Annotated in this window: 17 protein-coding genes; all 17 read left to right on the top strand. The window is 70.5% G+C overall.

The annotated features are described in order from the left end of the window. Positions 1-24 precede the first annotated feature (24 nt). Positions 25-903, top strand: coding sequence for a guanylate kinase (gene gmk, locus QRN44_RS16805; RefSeq protein WP_064293842.1), 879 nt, complete (start codon positions 25-27; stop codon positions 901-903). 68 nt (positions 904-971) lie between these two features. After that, positions 972-1,229 carry a DNA-directed RNA polymerase subunit omega gene (gene rpoZ, locus QRN44_RS16800; RefSeq protein ID WP_056005756.1) on the top strand — a complete coding sequence of 86 codons (258 nt, stop codon included), beginning with the start codon at positions 972-974 and terminating at the stop codon, positions 1,227-1,229. Between the two features lie 201 nt (positions 1,230-1,430). Next, the gene (gene metK, locus QRN44_RS16795) at positions 1,431-2,624 is read left to right on the top strand and encodes a methionine adenosyltransferase (RefSeq protein WP_064293843.1); all 1,194 of its coding nucleotides are present in this window, start codon (positions 1,431-1,433) and stop codon (positions 2,622-2,624) included. A 26-nt stretch (positions 2,625-2,650) separates the two neighbouring features. Next, positions 2,651-4,585: a primosomal protein N' family DNA-binding protein gene (locus QRN44_RS16790; RefSeq protein WP_285039682.1), complete on the top strand. Its 1,935-nt coding sequence runs from the start codon at positions 2,651-2,653 to the stop codon at positions 4,583-4,585. A 28-nt stretch (positions 4,586-4,613) separates the two neighbouring features. Further along, positions 4,614-5,543 carry a methionyl-tRNA formyltransferase gene (gene fmt, locus QRN44_RS16785; RefSeq protein ID WP_285039681.1) on the top strand — a complete coding sequence of 310 codons (930 nt, stop codon included), beginning with the start codon at positions 4,614-4,616 and terminating at the stop codon, positions 5,541-5,543. A 104-nt stretch (positions 5,544-5,647) separates the two neighbouring features. Beyond that, positions 5,648-7,027: an RsmB/NOP family class I SAM-dependent RNA methyltransferase gene (locus QRN44_RS16780; protein ID WP_285039680.1), complete on the top strand. Its 1,380-nt coding sequence runs from the start codon at positions 5,648-5,650 to the stop codon at positions 7,025-7,027. A gap of 10 nt (positions 7,028-7,037) precedes the next feature. Next, positions 7,038-7,706, top strand: a complete 669-nt coding sequence (rpe, locus tag QRN44_RS16775) for a ribulose-phosphate 3-epimerase (RefSeq protein WP_121290668.1) — start codon at positions 7,038-7,040, stop codon at positions 7,704-7,706. Positions 7,707-7,771: 65 nt separating this feature from the next. Further along, on the top strand, positions 7,772-8,035 hold the full coding sequence (locus tag QRN44_RS16770) for a phosphoribosyl-ATP diphosphatase (RefSeq protein WP_064293847.1): 264 nt from the start codon (positions 7,772-7,774) through the stop codon (positions 8,033-8,035). A gap of 76 nt (positions 8,036-8,111) precedes the next feature. Further along, positions 8,112-8,951, top strand: coding sequence for an ATP phosphoribosyltransferase (hisG, locus tag QRN44_RS16765; RefSeq protein ID WP_064293848.1), 840 nt, complete (start codon positions 8,112-8,114; stop codon positions 8,949-8,951). A 47-nt stretch (positions 8,952-8,998) separates the two neighbouring features. Then, positions 8,999-9,763: an imidazole glycerol phosphate synthase subunit HisF gene (gene hisF / locus QRN44_RS16760; RefSeq protein WP_079002513.1), complete on the top strand. Its 765-nt coding sequence runs from the start codon at positions 8,999-9,001 to the stop codon at positions 9,761-9,763. After that, positions 9,760-10,149, top strand: coding sequence for a phosphoribosyl-AMP cyclohydrolase (gene hisI, locus QRN44_RS16755; protein ID WP_175115840.1), 390 nt, complete (start codon positions 9,760-9,762; stop codon positions 10,147-10,149). Before hisF ends, hisI begins: the two co-directional genes overlap by 4 nt. 13 nt (positions 10,150-10,162) lie before the next feature. Beyond that, the gene (locus tag QRN44_RS16750) at positions 10,163-10,855 is read left to right on the top strand and encodes a Trp biosynthesis-associated membrane protein (RefSeq protein WP_175115839.1); all 693 of its coding nucleotides are present in this window, start codon (positions 10,163-10,165) and stop codon (positions 10,853-10,855) included. 115 nt (positions 10,856-10,970) lie between these two features. After that, positions 10,971-11,201, top strand: coding sequence for a DUF6704 family protein (locus QRN44_RS16745; RefSeq protein WP_064293851.1), 231 nt, complete (start codon positions 10,971-10,973; stop codon positions 11,199-11,201). Positions 11,202-11,203: 2 nt separating this feature from the next. Beyond that, positions 11,204-11,980 carry an indole-3-glycerol phosphate synthase TrpC gene (gene trpC / locus QRN44_RS16740; protein WP_121290664.1) on the top strand — a complete coding sequence of 259 codons (777 nt, stop codon included), beginning with the start codon at positions 11,204-11,206 and terminating at the stop codon, positions 11,978-11,980. Continuing rightward, on the top strand, positions 11,977-13,227 hold the full coding sequence (trpB, locus tag QRN44_RS16735) for a tryptophan synthase subunit beta (RefSeq protein ID WP_502928649.1): 1,251 nt from the start codon (positions 11,977-11,979) through the stop codon (positions 13,225-13,227). Before trpC ends, trpB begins: the two co-directional genes overlap by 4 nt. After that, a complete protein-coding gene (gene trpA / locus QRN44_RS16730; RefSeq protein WP_285039679.1) occupies positions 13,224-14,036 on the top strand; it encodes a tryptophan synthase subunit alpha in 813 nt (270 codons plus the stop codon). The genes trpB and trpA overlap by 4 nt, the downstream gene beginning before the upstream one ends. Positions 14,037-14,111: 75 nt before the next feature. Then, positions 14,112-15,125 (top strand): prolipoprotein diacylglyceryl transferase, encoded by a 1,014-nt coding sequence (lgt, locus tag QRN44_RS16725; RefSeq protein ID WP_079002517.1) that lies wholly within the window; start codon positions 14,112-14,114, stop codon positions 15,123-15,125. Positions 15,126-15,239: the final 114 nt, after the last annotated feature.

The raw sequence follows: 15,239 nt of genomic DNA, 5'->3' as shown, positions 1-15,239 counted from the left end.
GAGCAGAACCAGCCCAGCAGGAACATGCCGGAGGTCGACCGGGCCGCCGCGTCACGTGAGGCCGTTCGCAAACGTCGCGCCCGCGCGACCGTCAAGGCCTCCATCGCCTCCGGCGCCCGCACCCCGTTGGAGGTGCTCGACGCCGCGACCGCCGATCCGGACGGCATCGAGGGCGGCATCCGCATCACCGAATACCTCCTCAGCATCCCGAGTGTCGGCGTCACCAAACTCGGGCGGATCCTCGAATCGCTCGGTATCTCCTCGGTCAAGCGCCTCGGCGGTCTCGGTCGACTGCAGCGGGATCGCCTCCGCGCCTTCATCGCCGAGCGCTACCCGGGCACGGCGCGCAGCCGACTCGTCGTGCTCGCCGGTCCGACGGCCGTCGGCAAGGGGACGGTCGCCGCGTACATCCGCGACCACTACCCGGAGGTGCACCTCTCCGTCTCGGCCACGACGCGCAAGCCGCGGCCCGGGGAGCAGCACGAGGTGAACTACTACTTCGTGACCGACGACGAGTTCGACGGCCTCATCGAGGGCGACCGCCTGCTCGAGCACGCCACGGTCCACAACGCGTACCGCTACGGCACGCCACGCGAGCCGATCGAGCGTGCGCTCGCAGCCGGCGACAGCGCGCTGCTCGAGATCGACATCCAGGGTGCCAGGCAGGTCCGGGAGGCGATGCCGGAGGCGACCCTGGTGTTCCTGCTGCCGCCGAGCTGGGACGAACTGGTCCGTCGACTCGTCGGACGGGGCACCGAGGACGAGGAGGAACGGGAGCGCCGACTGCGTACTGCGAAGGTCGAACTGGCCGCCGCGGACGAGTTCGACCACCGTGTCGTCAACGACGACGTGGCCCGCGCGGCCCAAGAGGTCGTAGACTTGATGAAGATTCACGGGGATTGACGTCCGACGCGCACCCCGCATCGATCCGATCTTCCCCGAACACAACCACACGAGGAGTGTGAACCTGCATGGCTGACAAGCTCAAGGGCATCATCGACCCGCCCATCGACTCCCTGCTCACCAAGGTCGAGTCCAAGTACGCACTCGTGATCTTCGCGTCCAAGCGCGCGCGCCAGATCAACGACTACTACGCCGACCTCCACGAGGGCAGCCTGTTCGACAACGTCGGGCCGCTGGTCGACTCGTCCGTCGAGGACAAGCCGCTCTCGATCGCGATGCACGAGATCAACGAGGACAAGCTCCAGATCAAGCCGATCGCCGAATAACGCTTCACCACGACGAATCCGCCGGGCGCCAGACGACCGGCGGATTCGTCGTGTCGGGCCCGTTCCCACCACCGCGACGCCCTGCGTCACAGGCGGACGACGTGTCCGAGGCCTCGACTAGAGTGATCAACGGTCGGGCCCCGGAACACCACGACGGCCGATCCCTCCACCATCGCATCACCACTTCCGACGGGAGACCGCATGACCGAGCTGCGCCTGTTCACCTCCGAATCCGTGACCGAGGGGCATCCCGACAAGATCTGCGACCAGATCTCGGACAGCATCCTCGACGCGCTCCTCGAGGTGGATCCGCGCAGTCGAGTCGCCGTCGAGACACTCGTCACCACCGGGCTCGTCCATGTCGCCGGCGAGGTCTCCACGAGCGGCTACGTCGACATCCCGACGATCGTCCGCGAGCGCATCCGGTCCATCGGCTACACCTCGTCCGACATCGGATTCGACGGCGACTCCTGCGGTGTGAGCGTGTCGATCGGCTCGCAGTCCGCCGACATCGCCGCCGGAGTCGACCACGCCTTCGAATCCCGCGAACAGTCCAGCGTCGACGCCTACGACCTCCAGGGCGCCGGCGACCAGGGCATCATGTTCGGGTTCGCGACCACCGAGACGCCGCAGTACATGCCGCTGCCCAGCTGGATCGCGCACCGTCTCGCAGAGCGACTCGCCGAGGTACGCAAGTCCGGCCAGCTCGACTACCTGCGCCCGGACGGCAAGACCCAGGTCACCATCGGGTACGACGGCTTCCTCCCGAAGACCGTGGAGACGGTCGTGGTCTCCACGCAGCACAATCCGGGTGTCTCCACGGAGCAGCTGCGCCGCGACGTCCAGCGTCACGTCATCGAACCGGTCCTCGCGACGGTCGAGCTCGACAGCTCGAACGTGACGCACCTGATCAACCCGACCGGCATCTTCGTCGTCGGTGGCCCGATGGGCGACGCCGGGCTCACCGGACGCAAGATCATCATCGACACCTACGGCGGAGCGGCTCGACACGGCGGTGGGGCCTTCAGCGGGAAGGACCCGTCGAAGGTGGACCGCTCGGCCGCGTACGCCATGCGCTGGGTGGCGAAGAACGCGGTCGCCGCCGGATTCGCCGAACGTCTCGAGGTGCAGGTCGCCTACGCCATCGGCAAGGCCGCGCCGGTCGGACTCTACGTCGAGACCTTCGGGACGGCCCATGTGCCGGAGGCCGACATCACGCGCGCGATCCGCGACGTCTTCGACCTCCGTCCGGCCGCGATCATCGCCGACCTCGACCTGATCCGCCCCATCTACGCCGCCACGGCGGCGTACGGGCACTTCGGCCGCGAGCTCCCCGACTTCACGTGGGAGCGTCTCGACCGGGTGGAGGCGTTGCGGTCAGCAGCCGGGCTGTAGCCGTGGTCGGCGCGAGGGTCGCCAGGGTGGTGCTCGACTCCCCGTTGCCACAGCTCGACCACCTGTTCGACTACGCCATCCCCGACGAACTGGCCGACGACGCCGTGCTCGGCGCGCGCGTTTCGGTCCCGCTGCGCTCGGCGGGTCGGTCGGCGAACGGGTTCATCGTCGACCTCGCCGACTCGAGCGAGTTCGGCGGAGCGCTCAGCCCCTTGAGCTCGGTCGTCTCGTCGGTGCCGGTCCTGACCCCGAGCCTGTGGACGCTCGCACGCCGTGTCGCGGATCGCAGCGCCGGCAGCGCCATGGACGTCCTGCGTCTCGCCATCCCGCCGCGACAGGTCCGGGTGGAGAAGACCTGGGCGGCCGCGACCCCGCCGGAGCCTCCGTCGGTCGAGCGGCGCACCGTCCCGGGGTTCGCCCCCGGCACCCTCGACCGTCTCGTGCCGGGGGAGCGATACGCGATCAGCGCGATCCCCACCCTGACCGCGACGAGCGCGGGCGTGTGGCTCCCCGACTGGTCCTTCACGCTGGCGGCTCTCGCCGTGAACCAGCTGTCCGAGGGGAGGAGTGCGATCCTGTGCGTCCCCGACTACCGGGACGTCGAACACCTCCTGGCGGCGCTCGACGACCTCGGTGTCGGTGCCGCGGTCGCGAGGGCCGACGCCAAGCAGACCCCGGCTGCTCGCTACCGCTCCTACCTGGACGGACTGCATCCGGTGCCCCGGATCGTCGTCGGCAACCGGTCGGCCGTCTATGCACCGGCCCACGACCTCGGACTCATCGCCCTCTGGGACGACGGCGACCCCCTCCACCAGGAACAGCTCGCCCCCTATGTGCACGCGCGCGATGTCGCGTTGACCCGGCAGGAGATGAGCGGATCCGCCCTCGTCTTCGCCGCGCACTCACGCAGTACCGAGGCGCAGCGACTCGTCGAACTCGGCTGGCTGCGCGAGGTCGCACCGACCCCGCCGATACGACCGAGAGTCGTCGTGTCCCGGGCGAGTGGCGACGACGCCATGACGAGCCAGGCGAGGATCCCGTCGAGCGCCTGGCGCGCGGTCGACGAGGCACTGCATCACGGACCCGTGCTGGTCCAGGTCGCGCGGCCGGGGTACGCGCCGCACCTCGCCTGTCGTCGGTGCGGGACGAGGGCCCACTGCTCGGTGTGCCACGGTCCGCTCCAACTCGTCACAGCCCGTTCGCAGCCCTCCTGCCGGTGGTGCGGTCACCTCGCGGCTGGGTGGTCGTGCGAGACCTGTCACGACACCGCGTTCCGTGTCACGGCCGCCGGCACCGGCCGGACCGCCGAGGAACTTGGCCGGGCGTTCCCCCGGTACCGGGTCGTGGTGTCGGACGGCGACACCCCCAAGTTCGAGGTCGGCCCGGAGCCGGCGCTGGTGATCGCGACCCGAGGCGCGGAGCCCGTCGCTGCGGGCGGCTATGCCGCCGTCCTCCTGGTCGACGCCGACCGCATGCTGGCGCGGGAGTCGCTCCGTGTCGCCGAGGACTGCCTACGGTGGTGGTCGAACGCCGCAGCCCTGGCCGCTCCACGCGCGCCGGTGCTGCTGATCGGCGTCGAGGCCCCCGTGGCGAACGCCTTCGCCCTCTGGCAGCAACCGCGGTTCGCGAGCGAGGAGCTCGCCGAGCGCCGAGAGCTCGGGTTCCCTCCCGCGGTCCGGAGCGCGACCCTCACCGGCACCCGCGACGCCGTCGACGCCGCTCTCGCCGCGCTGCCCGCCGAACACCGGAGCCGCGTGCTCGGCCCGACCGTCGACGAGGCGGGCGACAGCGTCGCGATCCTGCGGGTCGACTACGGCCATGCCAGGGCGGTCGCCGAGCAGTTGCGGGCGACCGTCGTCGCGCAGGCGGCGAAGCGTCGACGGCCGACCCCCGGCAGGCGGGCGCCGAAAGCCCCGCCTACACTCAGAGTACGATTCGACGATCCGGAGATGCTGTCATGATCCACCCCGTCCACGAAGTCCGAACCGCATGAGGCTGGTCTTCGCCGGCACCCCCGCCGTCGCCGTCCCGACGCTCGACGCCCTCGTCTCGGCCGGGCACGAGATCGCGGCCGTCGTGACCCGACCCGACGCCCCGCTCGGCCGCAAGCGGGTCCTGACCCCGTCGCCGGTGGCAGCGGCCGCCGAACGGCTCGGGCTCCCGGTCATCCGCGCCGCACGTCTCGACGACGACGCGACGGCGCGGATCGTCGCGCTCCGTGCGGAACTCGGCGTGATCGTCGCGTACGGCGGGCTCGTCCGCGAACCCCTCCTGTCCGCGCCGGCACACGGTTGGATCAATCTGCACTTCTCGTTGCTACCGGCCTGGCGCGGCGCGGCGCCCGTCCAGCGGTCCGTGATGGCCGGAGACGCGGTCACCGGCGCGTCGGTCTTCCAGCTCGTGCCGGCTCTTGACGCCGGAGACGTCTTCGCCACCGTGGAGACGCCGATCGGCGAGGGCGAGACGTCGGGGGAGCTCCTCGACCGGCTCGCCGAGCTCGGCGCACCGCTCACTGCCGAGGTCGTCGCCGCCATCGCCGCCGGCACCGCGGTCGCGGCCCCGCAGCAGGGCGAGGTGTCCCTCGCGCCGAAGCTCGACGGCCAGGACGGCCGGATCGTCTGGGACCGCCCCGTCGCCGACGTGTGGTCGCAGATCCGCGGGGTCACCCCCGAGCCGGGTGCGTTCACCGTCCTCGACGAGGCACGGGTGAAGGTGCACCGCGCCGTCCCCGCATCGACCATGCCGACGGATCCGCCGGCGCCGGGGACGATCGTGTCCGTCGACGGCGTCGTCCTGGTCGGCACGGCGGACACCCCGTTGCAACTCCTGGAGGTGCAGCCGGCGGGACGGACGGCGATGCCGGCCGCCGACTGGTGGCGCGGTGCGTCCACGGGAACCGATCGGCTGGTCACCGCGTGAGCGGCCAGCAGCCCGAGGGCCAGCGACGCCGCGACCGACGGCCCCGCGACGTGGAACCCCGTCGAGGACGCCAGCGTCCCACGCGTCCGCGTGACTCGGCGACCGTGCAGCCGGCACGCCGAGTGGCCTTCGACGTCATCCACGCCGTCAGCACCTCGGACGCCTACGCGAACCTCCTCCTGCCGCACCGGCTGGCCGAGGCGAAGTTGAGTCCGGCGGACGCCGGCCTCGCGACCGAGCTGACGTACGGCACCCTCCGCCGACGCGGGTACTACGACCGGGTCATCGCGCACGCTGCCAAGCGTCCCGTGACCGAGATCGACGACGCGATCCTCGACGTCCTGCGGCTCGGAGCCCATCAGCTGCTCTCCATGCGCGTCCCAGGCCACGCCGCCGTGAACGAGTCGGTCGAGCTCGCCCGCTCCGCGGGTTCACGGTCCGCAGCCGGCTTCACCAACGGCGTCCTCCGCACCATCTCGCGGACCGAACCCGCCGAGTGGGAGCGGATCCTGCTGGCTGAGGCCACGAACGACACCGATCGCCTGGCCGTGAGCACCGCACACCCGGCGTGGGTCGTTCGGGCCATCAGACAGGCGCTCGATCTGCAGGACCGCGGCGACGAACTCGAGGACGCACTGGCCGCGGACAACCTCGCCCCGCAGGTGAACCTCATCGCACTCCCGGGGCTCGCCGACCGGCCGGAGGACGCCGAACCCAACCGGTTCTCGCCGTACGGCTTCCGCAGCGCCGGCGGCGACCCGGTGCAACTCGTCGGAGCCGGCGGCGGGCGCCTCCGCGTCCAGGACGAGGGCTCGCAGCTCGCCGCGCTCGCGCTGACGCGGGCGGTGCCGGTGCGGTCCGGCGAGCGATGGCTCGACCTCTGTGCGGGGCCTGGGGGCAAGGCGGCGCTGCTGGCCGCCGAGGCCCTCGCCGGGGAGGCACGCCTCGACGCGAACGAACTGGTCCCCGCCAGGGCCCGTCTCGTGGAGCGCGCCCTCGCAGGTGTCCCGCTCGACGTGTCGGTCTCGACCGCCGACGGCACGACGCTCGCGGCAGCGCATCCCGAGACCTACGACCGCATCCTCCTCGACGCCCCGTGCACCGGGCTCGGCGCGCTGCGACGACGACCGGAGGCGCGGTGGCGGAAGACGCCGAAGGACGTCTCCGAGCTGACCCGTCTGCAGGGCTCACTGCTCGATGCCGCCATCACCGCGCTCGCTCCCGGCGGGATCGTGGCGTACGTGACGTGTTCGCCGCACGTCGGCGAGACGGCACTGATCGTGGAGAGCGCCCTGCGAGCCCATCCCGGGATGGAGCGGCTCGACACCTCCGCGGTGCTCGACCAGGTCACGACCGAACCGCTCGACGCCGCGGCACCCGGTGGCGCGGTCCAGCTCTGGCCGCACCGCCAGGGCACCGACGCCATGTACATCGCCCTCCTTCGCAAGCCCGCGGAGTCGGCCGGACCCGCTGTCGATCGATAGGCTCGAGCACATGTCCGCGCGCATCAACCCGAGCATCCTGTCCGCCGATTTCGTGAACCTCCAGGCCGACCTGGAGCGGATCGCGAGCGCCGACCTCGTCCATGTCGACGTCATGGACAACCATTTCGTCCCGAACCTCACGTTCGGTCCGCAGATGGTCGGTCGCATCCAGGACGTGTCTCCGGTCCCGCTCGACGTCCACCTCATGATCTCGGACGTCGATCGATGGGCTCCCGGCTACGCCGAGCTCGGGGCGTACTCGGTGACGTTCCACGCCGAGGCCACCAGCGACCCCGTCGCCCTCGCCAGACGCCTGCGTTCCATCGGGGCACGCGCCGGGATCGCCGTGAAGCCCGGCACGCCCATCGAGCCGTACCTGGAACTCCTGCCGGAGTTCGACCAGGTGCTCGTCATGACGGTCGAGCCGGGGTTCGGCGGACAGTCGTTCATGCCGGAGACCATGCCGAAGCTGCAGGCGCTGTCGGCCGAGGTCGCGCGCACCGGTCTCGACGTCTGGCTCCAGGTCGACGGCGGGATCTCCGCGGACACGATCGGGATCGCTGCCGCCGCCGGCGCGGACACCTTCGTCGCGGGGTCGGCGGTCTACAGCGGTTCCGATCCGGCGTCGAACATCGCGCTCCTCCGGGCCGCCGCCGAGGCGTCGACGCACACCCACTGACCCGGCGGGCCGGTCGAGCGCGTCCGCGGTGCGCACCGCCGCCCGGAACCGGTACCCTGGAGCACGTGAAAACCTTCGACGAGCTGTTCGACGAGCTGCGCCTGAAGGCCGAGACCCGGCCGGAGGGTTCCGGCACCGTCCGCGAACTGGACACGGGTGTGCACGGCATCGGGAAGAAGATCGTCGAGGAGGCCGCCGAGGTGTGGATGGCCGCCGAGTACCAGAGCGACACCGAGACGGCCGAGGAGATCTCCCAGCTGCTCTACCACGTGCAGGTGATGATGGTGGCGAAGGGGCTCACCCCCGCCGACGTCTACCGACATCTGTAGGAGCTCGTCGCGGCGCATCCGCCGCGCCTCCTGATCACCCTGTCGAGACACCGTCGCACAACACGAAAGTCACCCCATGCTGAGAGTCGCCGTGCCCAACAAGGGCTCGCTGTCCGAGACCGCCGTCGAGATGCTGCAGGAGGCCGGCTACGCGACCCGTCGCGACACCAAGGAGCTCCACGTCGTCGACGCACGGAACGACGTCGAGTTCTTCTACCTCCGTCCGCGCGACATCGCGACCTACGTCGGTTCCGGCGCCCTCGACATCGGCATCACGGGGCGCGATCTGCTCCTGGACTCGCACTCCGCCGCCACCGAACTCGCCGAGCTGGGCTTCGGCGGCTCGACGTTCCGCTTCGCCGGTCCGGCCGACGAATTCTCCGAGCTCTCCGATCTCGCGGGGAAGACCGTCGCCACCAGTTACCCCGGCCTCGTCGGCAACTTCCTCCGCGACGCCGGTGTGGATGCCACGCTCGTCCACCTCGACGGTGCGGTCGAATCGGCGGTCCAGCTCGGGGTCGCGGACGCGGTGGCGGACGTCGTGTCCACCGGCACGACCCTCCGGAAGGCCGGCCTCGGCATCTTCGGCCCGGTGATCCTCGACTCCACCGCCGTGCTCATCGCGTCGCCGGAGACGAAGCCCACCACGGCGACGCTCATCCGCCGCCTGCAGGGCGTGCTCGTCGCGCGGCAGTACGTGCTCGTCGACTACGACCTCCCGGTCCGGCTGCTCGAGCAGGCGACCGCCGTCGCCGGTGGCATCGAGTCGCCGACGATCTCGCCGCTCCGCGACCCAGAGTGGGTGGCGGTCCGGGTCATGATCCCTCGCGGCGACGCGAACGACGTCATGGACCGCCTCTACGAGCTCGGCGCACGCGCCATCCTCGTCACGGCCATCCACGCCGCCCGACTCTGAGTCGCCCCTCCATCATCACCCGCCCCAGTCGCCCTGCGGAGGCCTCCGTGTCACTCGCCACCCGAGTCATCCCCTGTCTCGACGTCGCCGACGGGCGCGTCGTGAAGGGCGTCAACTTCCTCGACCTCCGCGATGCCGGCGATCCGGTCGAGCTCGCGAAGCGCTACGCCGAGCAGGGCGCCGATGAACTGACCTTCCTCGACGTCACGGCCACCGTAGCCGAACGCGACACCACCTACGACCTCGTCAGCCGCACCGCCGAGCAGGTCTTCATCCCGCTCACGGTCGGCGGCGGGGTCCGCTCGACCCAGGACGTCTCCCGGCTGCTGGCCAGCGGAGCGGACAAGGTCGGCGTGAACAGCGCCGCGATCGCCCGGCCGGAGTTGCTGGGGGAGATAGCCGACCGATTCGGCGCTCAGGTCCTCGTCCTCTCCCTGGACGTGAAGCGACACGCCGGCAGCGCATCCGGATGGATCGTCACGACACACGGCGGCCGACGAGAGACCGAGCTCGACGCGCTCGCCTGGGCGACCGAGGCGATCGAACGCGGTGCGGGCGAGCTGTTGGTGAACTCGATCGACGCCGACGGCACCAAGGCCGGGTTCGACACCGAGCTCATCAGCGCCATGCGCGAGATCAGCCGGGTTCCCGTCATCGCGTCCGGGGGAGCAGGCCGCCTCGCCGACTTCCCACCCGCCATCGCCGCGGGTGCCGACGCCGTCCTCGCCGCGAGCGTCTTCCACAACGGCGAGTTGACGATCGGCCAGGTCAAACAGGAACTCGCCGACGCCGGTTGGACGGTGCGGGCATGAGCGCGGACATCACCATCCCGGTGGGCGCCGACCCGGAGACCGCGATCGGCCAGCTCACCTTCGACGCGCATGGCCTGCTTCCCGCGATCGTGCAGCAGTGGGACTCACGCGAGGTGCTCATGCTCGGGTGGATGGACGCCGAGGCCGTCCGCCGGACGATGACCGAGGGGCGGGTCACCTACTGGTCCCGGTCACGACAGGAGTACTGGCGCAAAGGGGACACCTCCGGCCACGTGCAGTTCGTCCGGTCGCTCGCCTACGACTGCGACGGGGATACCCTGTTGGTGGAGGTCGATCAGCACGGTGCCGCCTGTCACACGGGGACGCGCAGCTGTTTCGACGGCCGGAGCCTCGACGTCGTCACAGCACCGACGCCGACACCATGAATCGAGTTGGAGCATGACCGAGAGCACTGCAGCACCCCAGTCCGGACCGGTGGAGCCGCCGAGGCCCGACGAACCGTCCGCGGCTGACGAGCTCGAGTCACGAGCTCTGCGCAGTCGTCAGCGCCGCCTGAAGACCCTGCTCCTCGTCACCGCCGTCCTCGCCGACGCGCTCATCCTCGCGGCATGGACCCAGACCTGGCTCTCGATCAGCCTCGTGGGCGTCGGCCCACACTCCGGCGCGCTCGACGTGGTCGGCTCCGTCGCCGCTCCCGCTCTGTCCGCACTCGCCCTGGCCGGTCTCGCCCTCGTCGCGGCACTGGCCATCGCCGGGCCGGTGTTCCGCATCATCCTCGGCCTGCTGGAGGCCGTGATCGGCGCCTGCGTCATGATCTCGTCGATCGCGGTGCTCGCCTCGCCGGCGACCGCAGGCGCGGCGGCCGTGACCGAGGCCACGGGCGTGGCCGGAAGTCAGTCGACCATCGACCTCGTCGCGGCGACCACGCTCACCGCGTGGCCGGCGATCACCCTGGTGCTCGGCGTCGTGCTCGGCCTCGCCGGGCTCGCGACCGTGCTCACCCACCGCCGGTGGCCCGGTCCGTCGAAGAAGTACCAGGCGGTCCGGTTCACCCAGGTGGAGACGGCCCCGAGCGCCGACCCGGTGGGCGCCTGGGACGACCTCAGCCGCGGCGACGACCCGACGCGCTGACCGCTCCGCCGACTCACGACGGCACCCCGGGCCACCTGGGAACTCGTGGCCCACGCACGGAACCGCGCACCGCTTGCCGGTACACTGGAACCCGCACTCGCACAGAAGGAGAACCATGAGCACCGACCCCTCGGACCCCGGCCACGGACACTCGCCCGCCGCCTGGACGGCCGTGATCATCATGTTGGTCGCGTTCGCCGCCGGTACGGTCTTCTTCTGGCTCGACATGCCCGTCCTCGTGTGGGCGTCGGCCGGCCTCCTCCTCCTCGGGTGGATCACGGGCGGTGTCCTCGCCAAGGCGGGATACGGCGTCGGTGGGTCCAAGACCGTGGCGAAAGAGCACTGAGCATGCTCGCCGACCTGATGGCCGGCGCGAAGGAGGACGCCCTCGGGCGCCTCGCTGGCCGTCCGGCTGCAGTCGTCGAAGCCGCTGCCGTCGAGGCCCCTCCGGCCATCGACGCCCTCGCTGCGCTCGCCCCGGCCGACCAGGTCAAGATCATCGCCGAGGTCAAGCGGTCCAGCCCGTCACGCGGCGCATTGGCCGACATCCCCGACCCGGCGCTCCTCGCCTCGCTCTACGAGCGGGGTGGAGCCAGCGCGGTCAGTGTGCTGACCGAGGGCCGGAAGTTCGGTGGTTCGCTGCAGGACCTCGAGGCCGTCCGGGCCGCGATCCGCATACCGGTCCTGCGCAAGGACTTCATCTCCTTGCCGTACCAGGTGTTCGAAGCCCGGGCATCCGGCGCCGACCTGGTGCTCCTGATCGTCGCCGGACTCGATCAGGCCACGCTGTCGTCGCTGCACGAGCTCGTCGTGCAGCTCGGCATGACGCCACTGGTCGAGACCCATTCAGCCGATGAGCTGTCGAGGGCGAGCGACATCGGCGCCCGGCTCATCGGCGTCAACGCGCGGAATCTCAGCACCTTCGAACTCGACCAACACCTCTTCGGCTCGTTGACCGACCGTTTCCCCGCCGACGCCGTCAAGGTGGCCGAGTCCGCCGTGCTCCGCGCCGCCGACGTCGCCGCCTACCGACGTGACGGCGCCGACGTCGTCCTGGTCGGCGAGGCGCTCGTCACCGGCGACCCCGTCGCCACCCTCGAACAGTTCCTGGGAGCCACCGCATGACCATGTCACCAGCCACCCCCGCCCACGCGGAATCGACGCACCTCCGAGACGAGGCAGGCCCGTTCTTCGGCGACTTCGGCGGACGCTACATGCCTGAGGCGCTCATCGCCGCGGTCGACGAACTCGCGACGGCCTACGAGGCCGCCAAGGCCGACGAGAGCTTCCAGGCCGAGCTCACGACGCTGCTCCGCGACTACGCCGGCCGCCCGTCGATCATCACCGAGGTGCCCCGCTTCGCCGCATCGGCGGGCGGCGCGCGCATCTTCCTCAAGCGCGAGGACCTCAACCACACCGGCTCGCACAAGATCAACAACGTCCTGGGCCAGGCGCTCCTCACGAAGCGCATCGGCAAGACCCGCGTCATCGCCGAGACCGGAGCCGGTCAGCACGGTGTGGCCACGGCCACCGCGGCCGCACTCTTCGGCCTCGACTGCACGATCTACATGGGCGAGGTCGACACCGAACGCCAGGCGCTCAACGTCGCCCGGATGCGACTCCTCGGCGCGACCGTCATCCCCGTGACGACCGGATCGCGGACCCTCAAGGACGCCATCAACGAGGCGTACCGCGACTGGGTCGCCTCGGTCGAGACGACGAACTACATCTTCGGCACCGCAGCTGGCCCACACCCGTTCCCAGTGATGGTGCGCGACTTCCAGAAGATCATCGGCGAAGAGGCCCGCGCACAGCTCCTCGAGTTGAACGGTTCACTCCCGGACGCGGTCGTCGCCTGCGTCGGCGGCGGCTCCAACGCGATCGGGATCTTCCACGCCTTCCTCGACGACGCGGACGTCGCGCTCTACGGGGTCGAGGCGGCCGGCGAGGGCGTCGACACCCCACGGCATGCCGCGTCCATCGGACGCGGTCGTCCGGGCGTCCTCCACGGTGCCCGCACCTTCGTCCTGCAGGACGACGACGGCCAGACCGTCGAGTCCCACTCGATCTCCGCCGGGCTCGACTACCCGGGCGTCGGACCGGAGCACGCCTGGCTCGCCGACACCGGGCGGGCGACGTACGTCCCTGCCACGGACGCCGAGGCGATGGAGGCCTTCCGACTCCTGAGCCGCACCGAGGGCATCATCCCCGCGATCGAGTCCGCACACGCGCTTGCCGGGGCCATCGTCCTCGGCAAGGAGCTCGGCCCCGAGGCGACCATCCTGATCAACCTCTCCGGGCGCGGAGACAAGGACGTCGAGACGGCTGCGACCTACTTCGGTCTCCTCGACGAGGCCGGGCGGAACGCATGACCGCCCCGGCCACCGGTCACACGACGGTCTCACCGGTCGCATCGGCGATCGACGCGGCCTCCGTGGACCGCCGCGGCGCCCTCATCGGATACCTCCCCGTCGGGTTCCCCGACCTCCAGACGAGCATCGACGCCGCCATCGCGCTCGCGCAGAACGGCGTCGACGTCCTCGAGCTCGGCGTGCCCTACTCGGACCCCGTCATGGACGGAGCGGTCATCCAGGCCGCGACGATGACGGCTCTCGCGGAGGGGTTCCGGTTGCGCGACGTCTTCACGGCGATCAGCGCCATCCGCGCCGCCGTGGACGTCCCGGTCCTTGTCATGACGTACTGGAACCCGGTGCTGCAGTACGGCGTCGACCGGTTCGCCTCCGATCTCGCAGCGGCCGGGGGAGCCGGGCTCATCACGCCCGACATCACCCCCGACGCCGCCGCGGACTGGCTCGACGCCAGCGAACGACACGGCCTCGACCGGGTCTTCCTCGCAGCCCCGACCTCGAGCGACGAGCGCCTGTCGCTCGTGACCGAACACTCCCGCGGCTTCGTCTACACCGTCTCCACGATGGGCATCACCGGTGCCCGGCAGGACCTCGACGCCGCCGCGAAGACCCTCGTCGGTCGGCTCCGCACGGCCGGGGCACAGCACGCGTGCGTCGGCATCGGCATCTCGACCGCGGAGCAGGTCCGCTCGGTCCTCGAGTACGCCGACGGAGCCATCGTCGGATCCGTGTTCGTCAAGGCACTCGCCGACGGCGGTGTCCCGGCGATCACCGAGGTCGCCCGTTCACTCGCGGCCGGCACCGCCCGCTGAGGGTATCCTCAGCACGTCCGCGATGCTGAAAGCCCTACACTCGATCAGAGTTCGTAACGAAAGGCGACCACTGCAGTGATTGCACCCCTCAGCATCCCGAGCCCGAACCCGGACATCGCGACCTTCAGCGTGGGCCCGTTCACGGTGCACATGTACGCGCTCTGCATCATCGCCGGGATCATCGCCGCCACCATCCTCACCTCCCGGCGGCTGACGAAGCGCGGTGCCGAGCCGGGCATCGTGCTCGACATCATCCTGTGGGCCATCCCCTTGGGGATCATCGGTGCGCGGATCTTCCACGTCCTGACCCACCCCGGCGACTACTTCTACCCGGGTGCGGACCTCCTGCGGACGCTCTACATCTGGGAGGGCGGCATCGCGATCTTCGGTTCGCTCATCGGTGGAGCGGTCGGCGCCTACATCGGCTGCCGCATGACGGGGATCCGGTTCTGGACCTTCGCCGACGCCCTCGCGCCCGGCCTGCTGCTCGCCCAGGCGTTCGGTCGCCTCGGCAACTACTTCAACCATGAGCTCTACGGGCTCCCCACGGACCTGCCCTGGGGCCTCGAGATCGAGGCCAGCAACCCCGCGTTCCCGATCGGTCTGCCCGCCGGCACGCTCTTCCACCCCACGTTCCTGTACGAGATCATCTGGAACCTGCTGGGGGTGGCCGTCATCCTCTGGATCGGACACCGCTTCAACCCGCAGTGGGGCCGCCTGTTCGGTGTCTACCTCATCTGGTATGGAGCCGGTCGCACGGTCTGGGAGACCATCCGGATCGACCCGAGCGAGTACCTCTTCGGCATCCGCGCCAACGTCTGGGCCGCGATCCTCGCGATCGTCGTCGGACTTGCGATCATCGTCATCCAGTCGCGTCGCCACACGGGCGCCGAGCCGTCGCCGTACGTCCCCGGCCGTTCCTGGGCCGATCCGAAGGCTGCGGTAGACTACTACGACACCGACGCGGAGAACCTGGGGCTGCGCAGTGCCTCCGCCGACGACGATGCCGACGGATCAGACCGCACTGCGTCCTCCACTCCGTCGTCCGAAGCCACGGTCGCCACAAGCAAGACCGGCTCTCGCTCCTAGGCTGAACGCACCCTCGTCGGCCCGGTGGATCCCGGCTCAGCAGGGGATCCATCACCCGTTTCATCCCAGGGCCAGCGACGTCCCCTTCTGATCCCCTTTCGTGAGGACGGTAAT

The organism is Plantibacter sp. lyk4-40-MEA-4, assembly GCF_030209415.1.
GTDB lineage: Bacteria > Actinomycetota > Actinomycetes > Actinomycetales > Microbacteriaceae > Plantibacter > Plantibacter flavus_A.
Note: the sequence above shows the minus strand (reverse complement) of the source record. Positions and strands in the feature narration are given on the sequence as shown.

Bases quoted from the DNA above. Each gene is read 5' to 3' on its own strand.
- gmk (WP_064293842.1), top strand. From the start codon at position 25: ATGCCGGAGGTCGACCGGGCCGCCGCGTCACGTGAGGCCGTTCGCAAA.
- rpoZ (WP_056005756.1), top strand. From the start codon at position 972: ATGGCTGACAAGCTCAAGGGCATCATCGACCCGCCCATCGACTCCCTG.
- metK (WP_064293843.1), top strand. From the start codon at position 1,431: ATGACCGAGCTGCGCCTGTTCACCTCCGAATCCGTGACCGAGGGGCAT.
- fmt (WP_285039681.1), top strand. From the start codon at position 4,614: ATGAGGCTGGTCTTCGCCGGCACCCCCGCCGTCGCCGTCCCGACGCTC.
- rpe (WP_121290668.1), top strand. From the start codon at position 7,038: ATGTCCGCGCGCATCAACCCGAGCATCCTGTCCGCCGATTTCGTGAAC.
- hisG (WP_064293848.1), top strand. From the start codon at position 8,112: ATGCTGAGAGTCGCCGTGCCCAACAAGGGCTCGCTGTCCGAGACCGCC.
- hisI (WP_175115840.1), top strand. From the start codon at position 9,760: ATGAGCGCGGACATCACCATCCCGGTGGGCGCCGACCCGGAGACCGCG.
- QRN44_RS16750 (WP_175115839.1), top strand. From the start codon at position 10,163: ATGACCGAGAGCACTGCAGCACCCCAGTCCGGACCGGTGGAGCCGCCG.
- QRN44_RS16745 (WP_064293851.1), top strand. From the start codon at position 10,971: ATGAGCACCGACCCCTCGGACCCCGGCCACGGACACTCGCCCGCCGCC.
- trpC (WP_121290664.1), top strand. From the start codon at position 11,204: ATGCTCGCCGACCTGATGGCCGGCGCGAAGGAGGACGCCCTCGGGCGC.
- trpB (WP_502928649.1), top strand. From the start codon at position 11,977: ATGACCATGTCACCAGCCACCCCCGCCCACGCGGAATCGACGCACCTC.
- trpA (WP_285039679.1), top strand. From the start codon at position 13,224: ATGACCGCCCCGGCCACCGGTCACACGACGGTCTCACCGGTCGCATCG.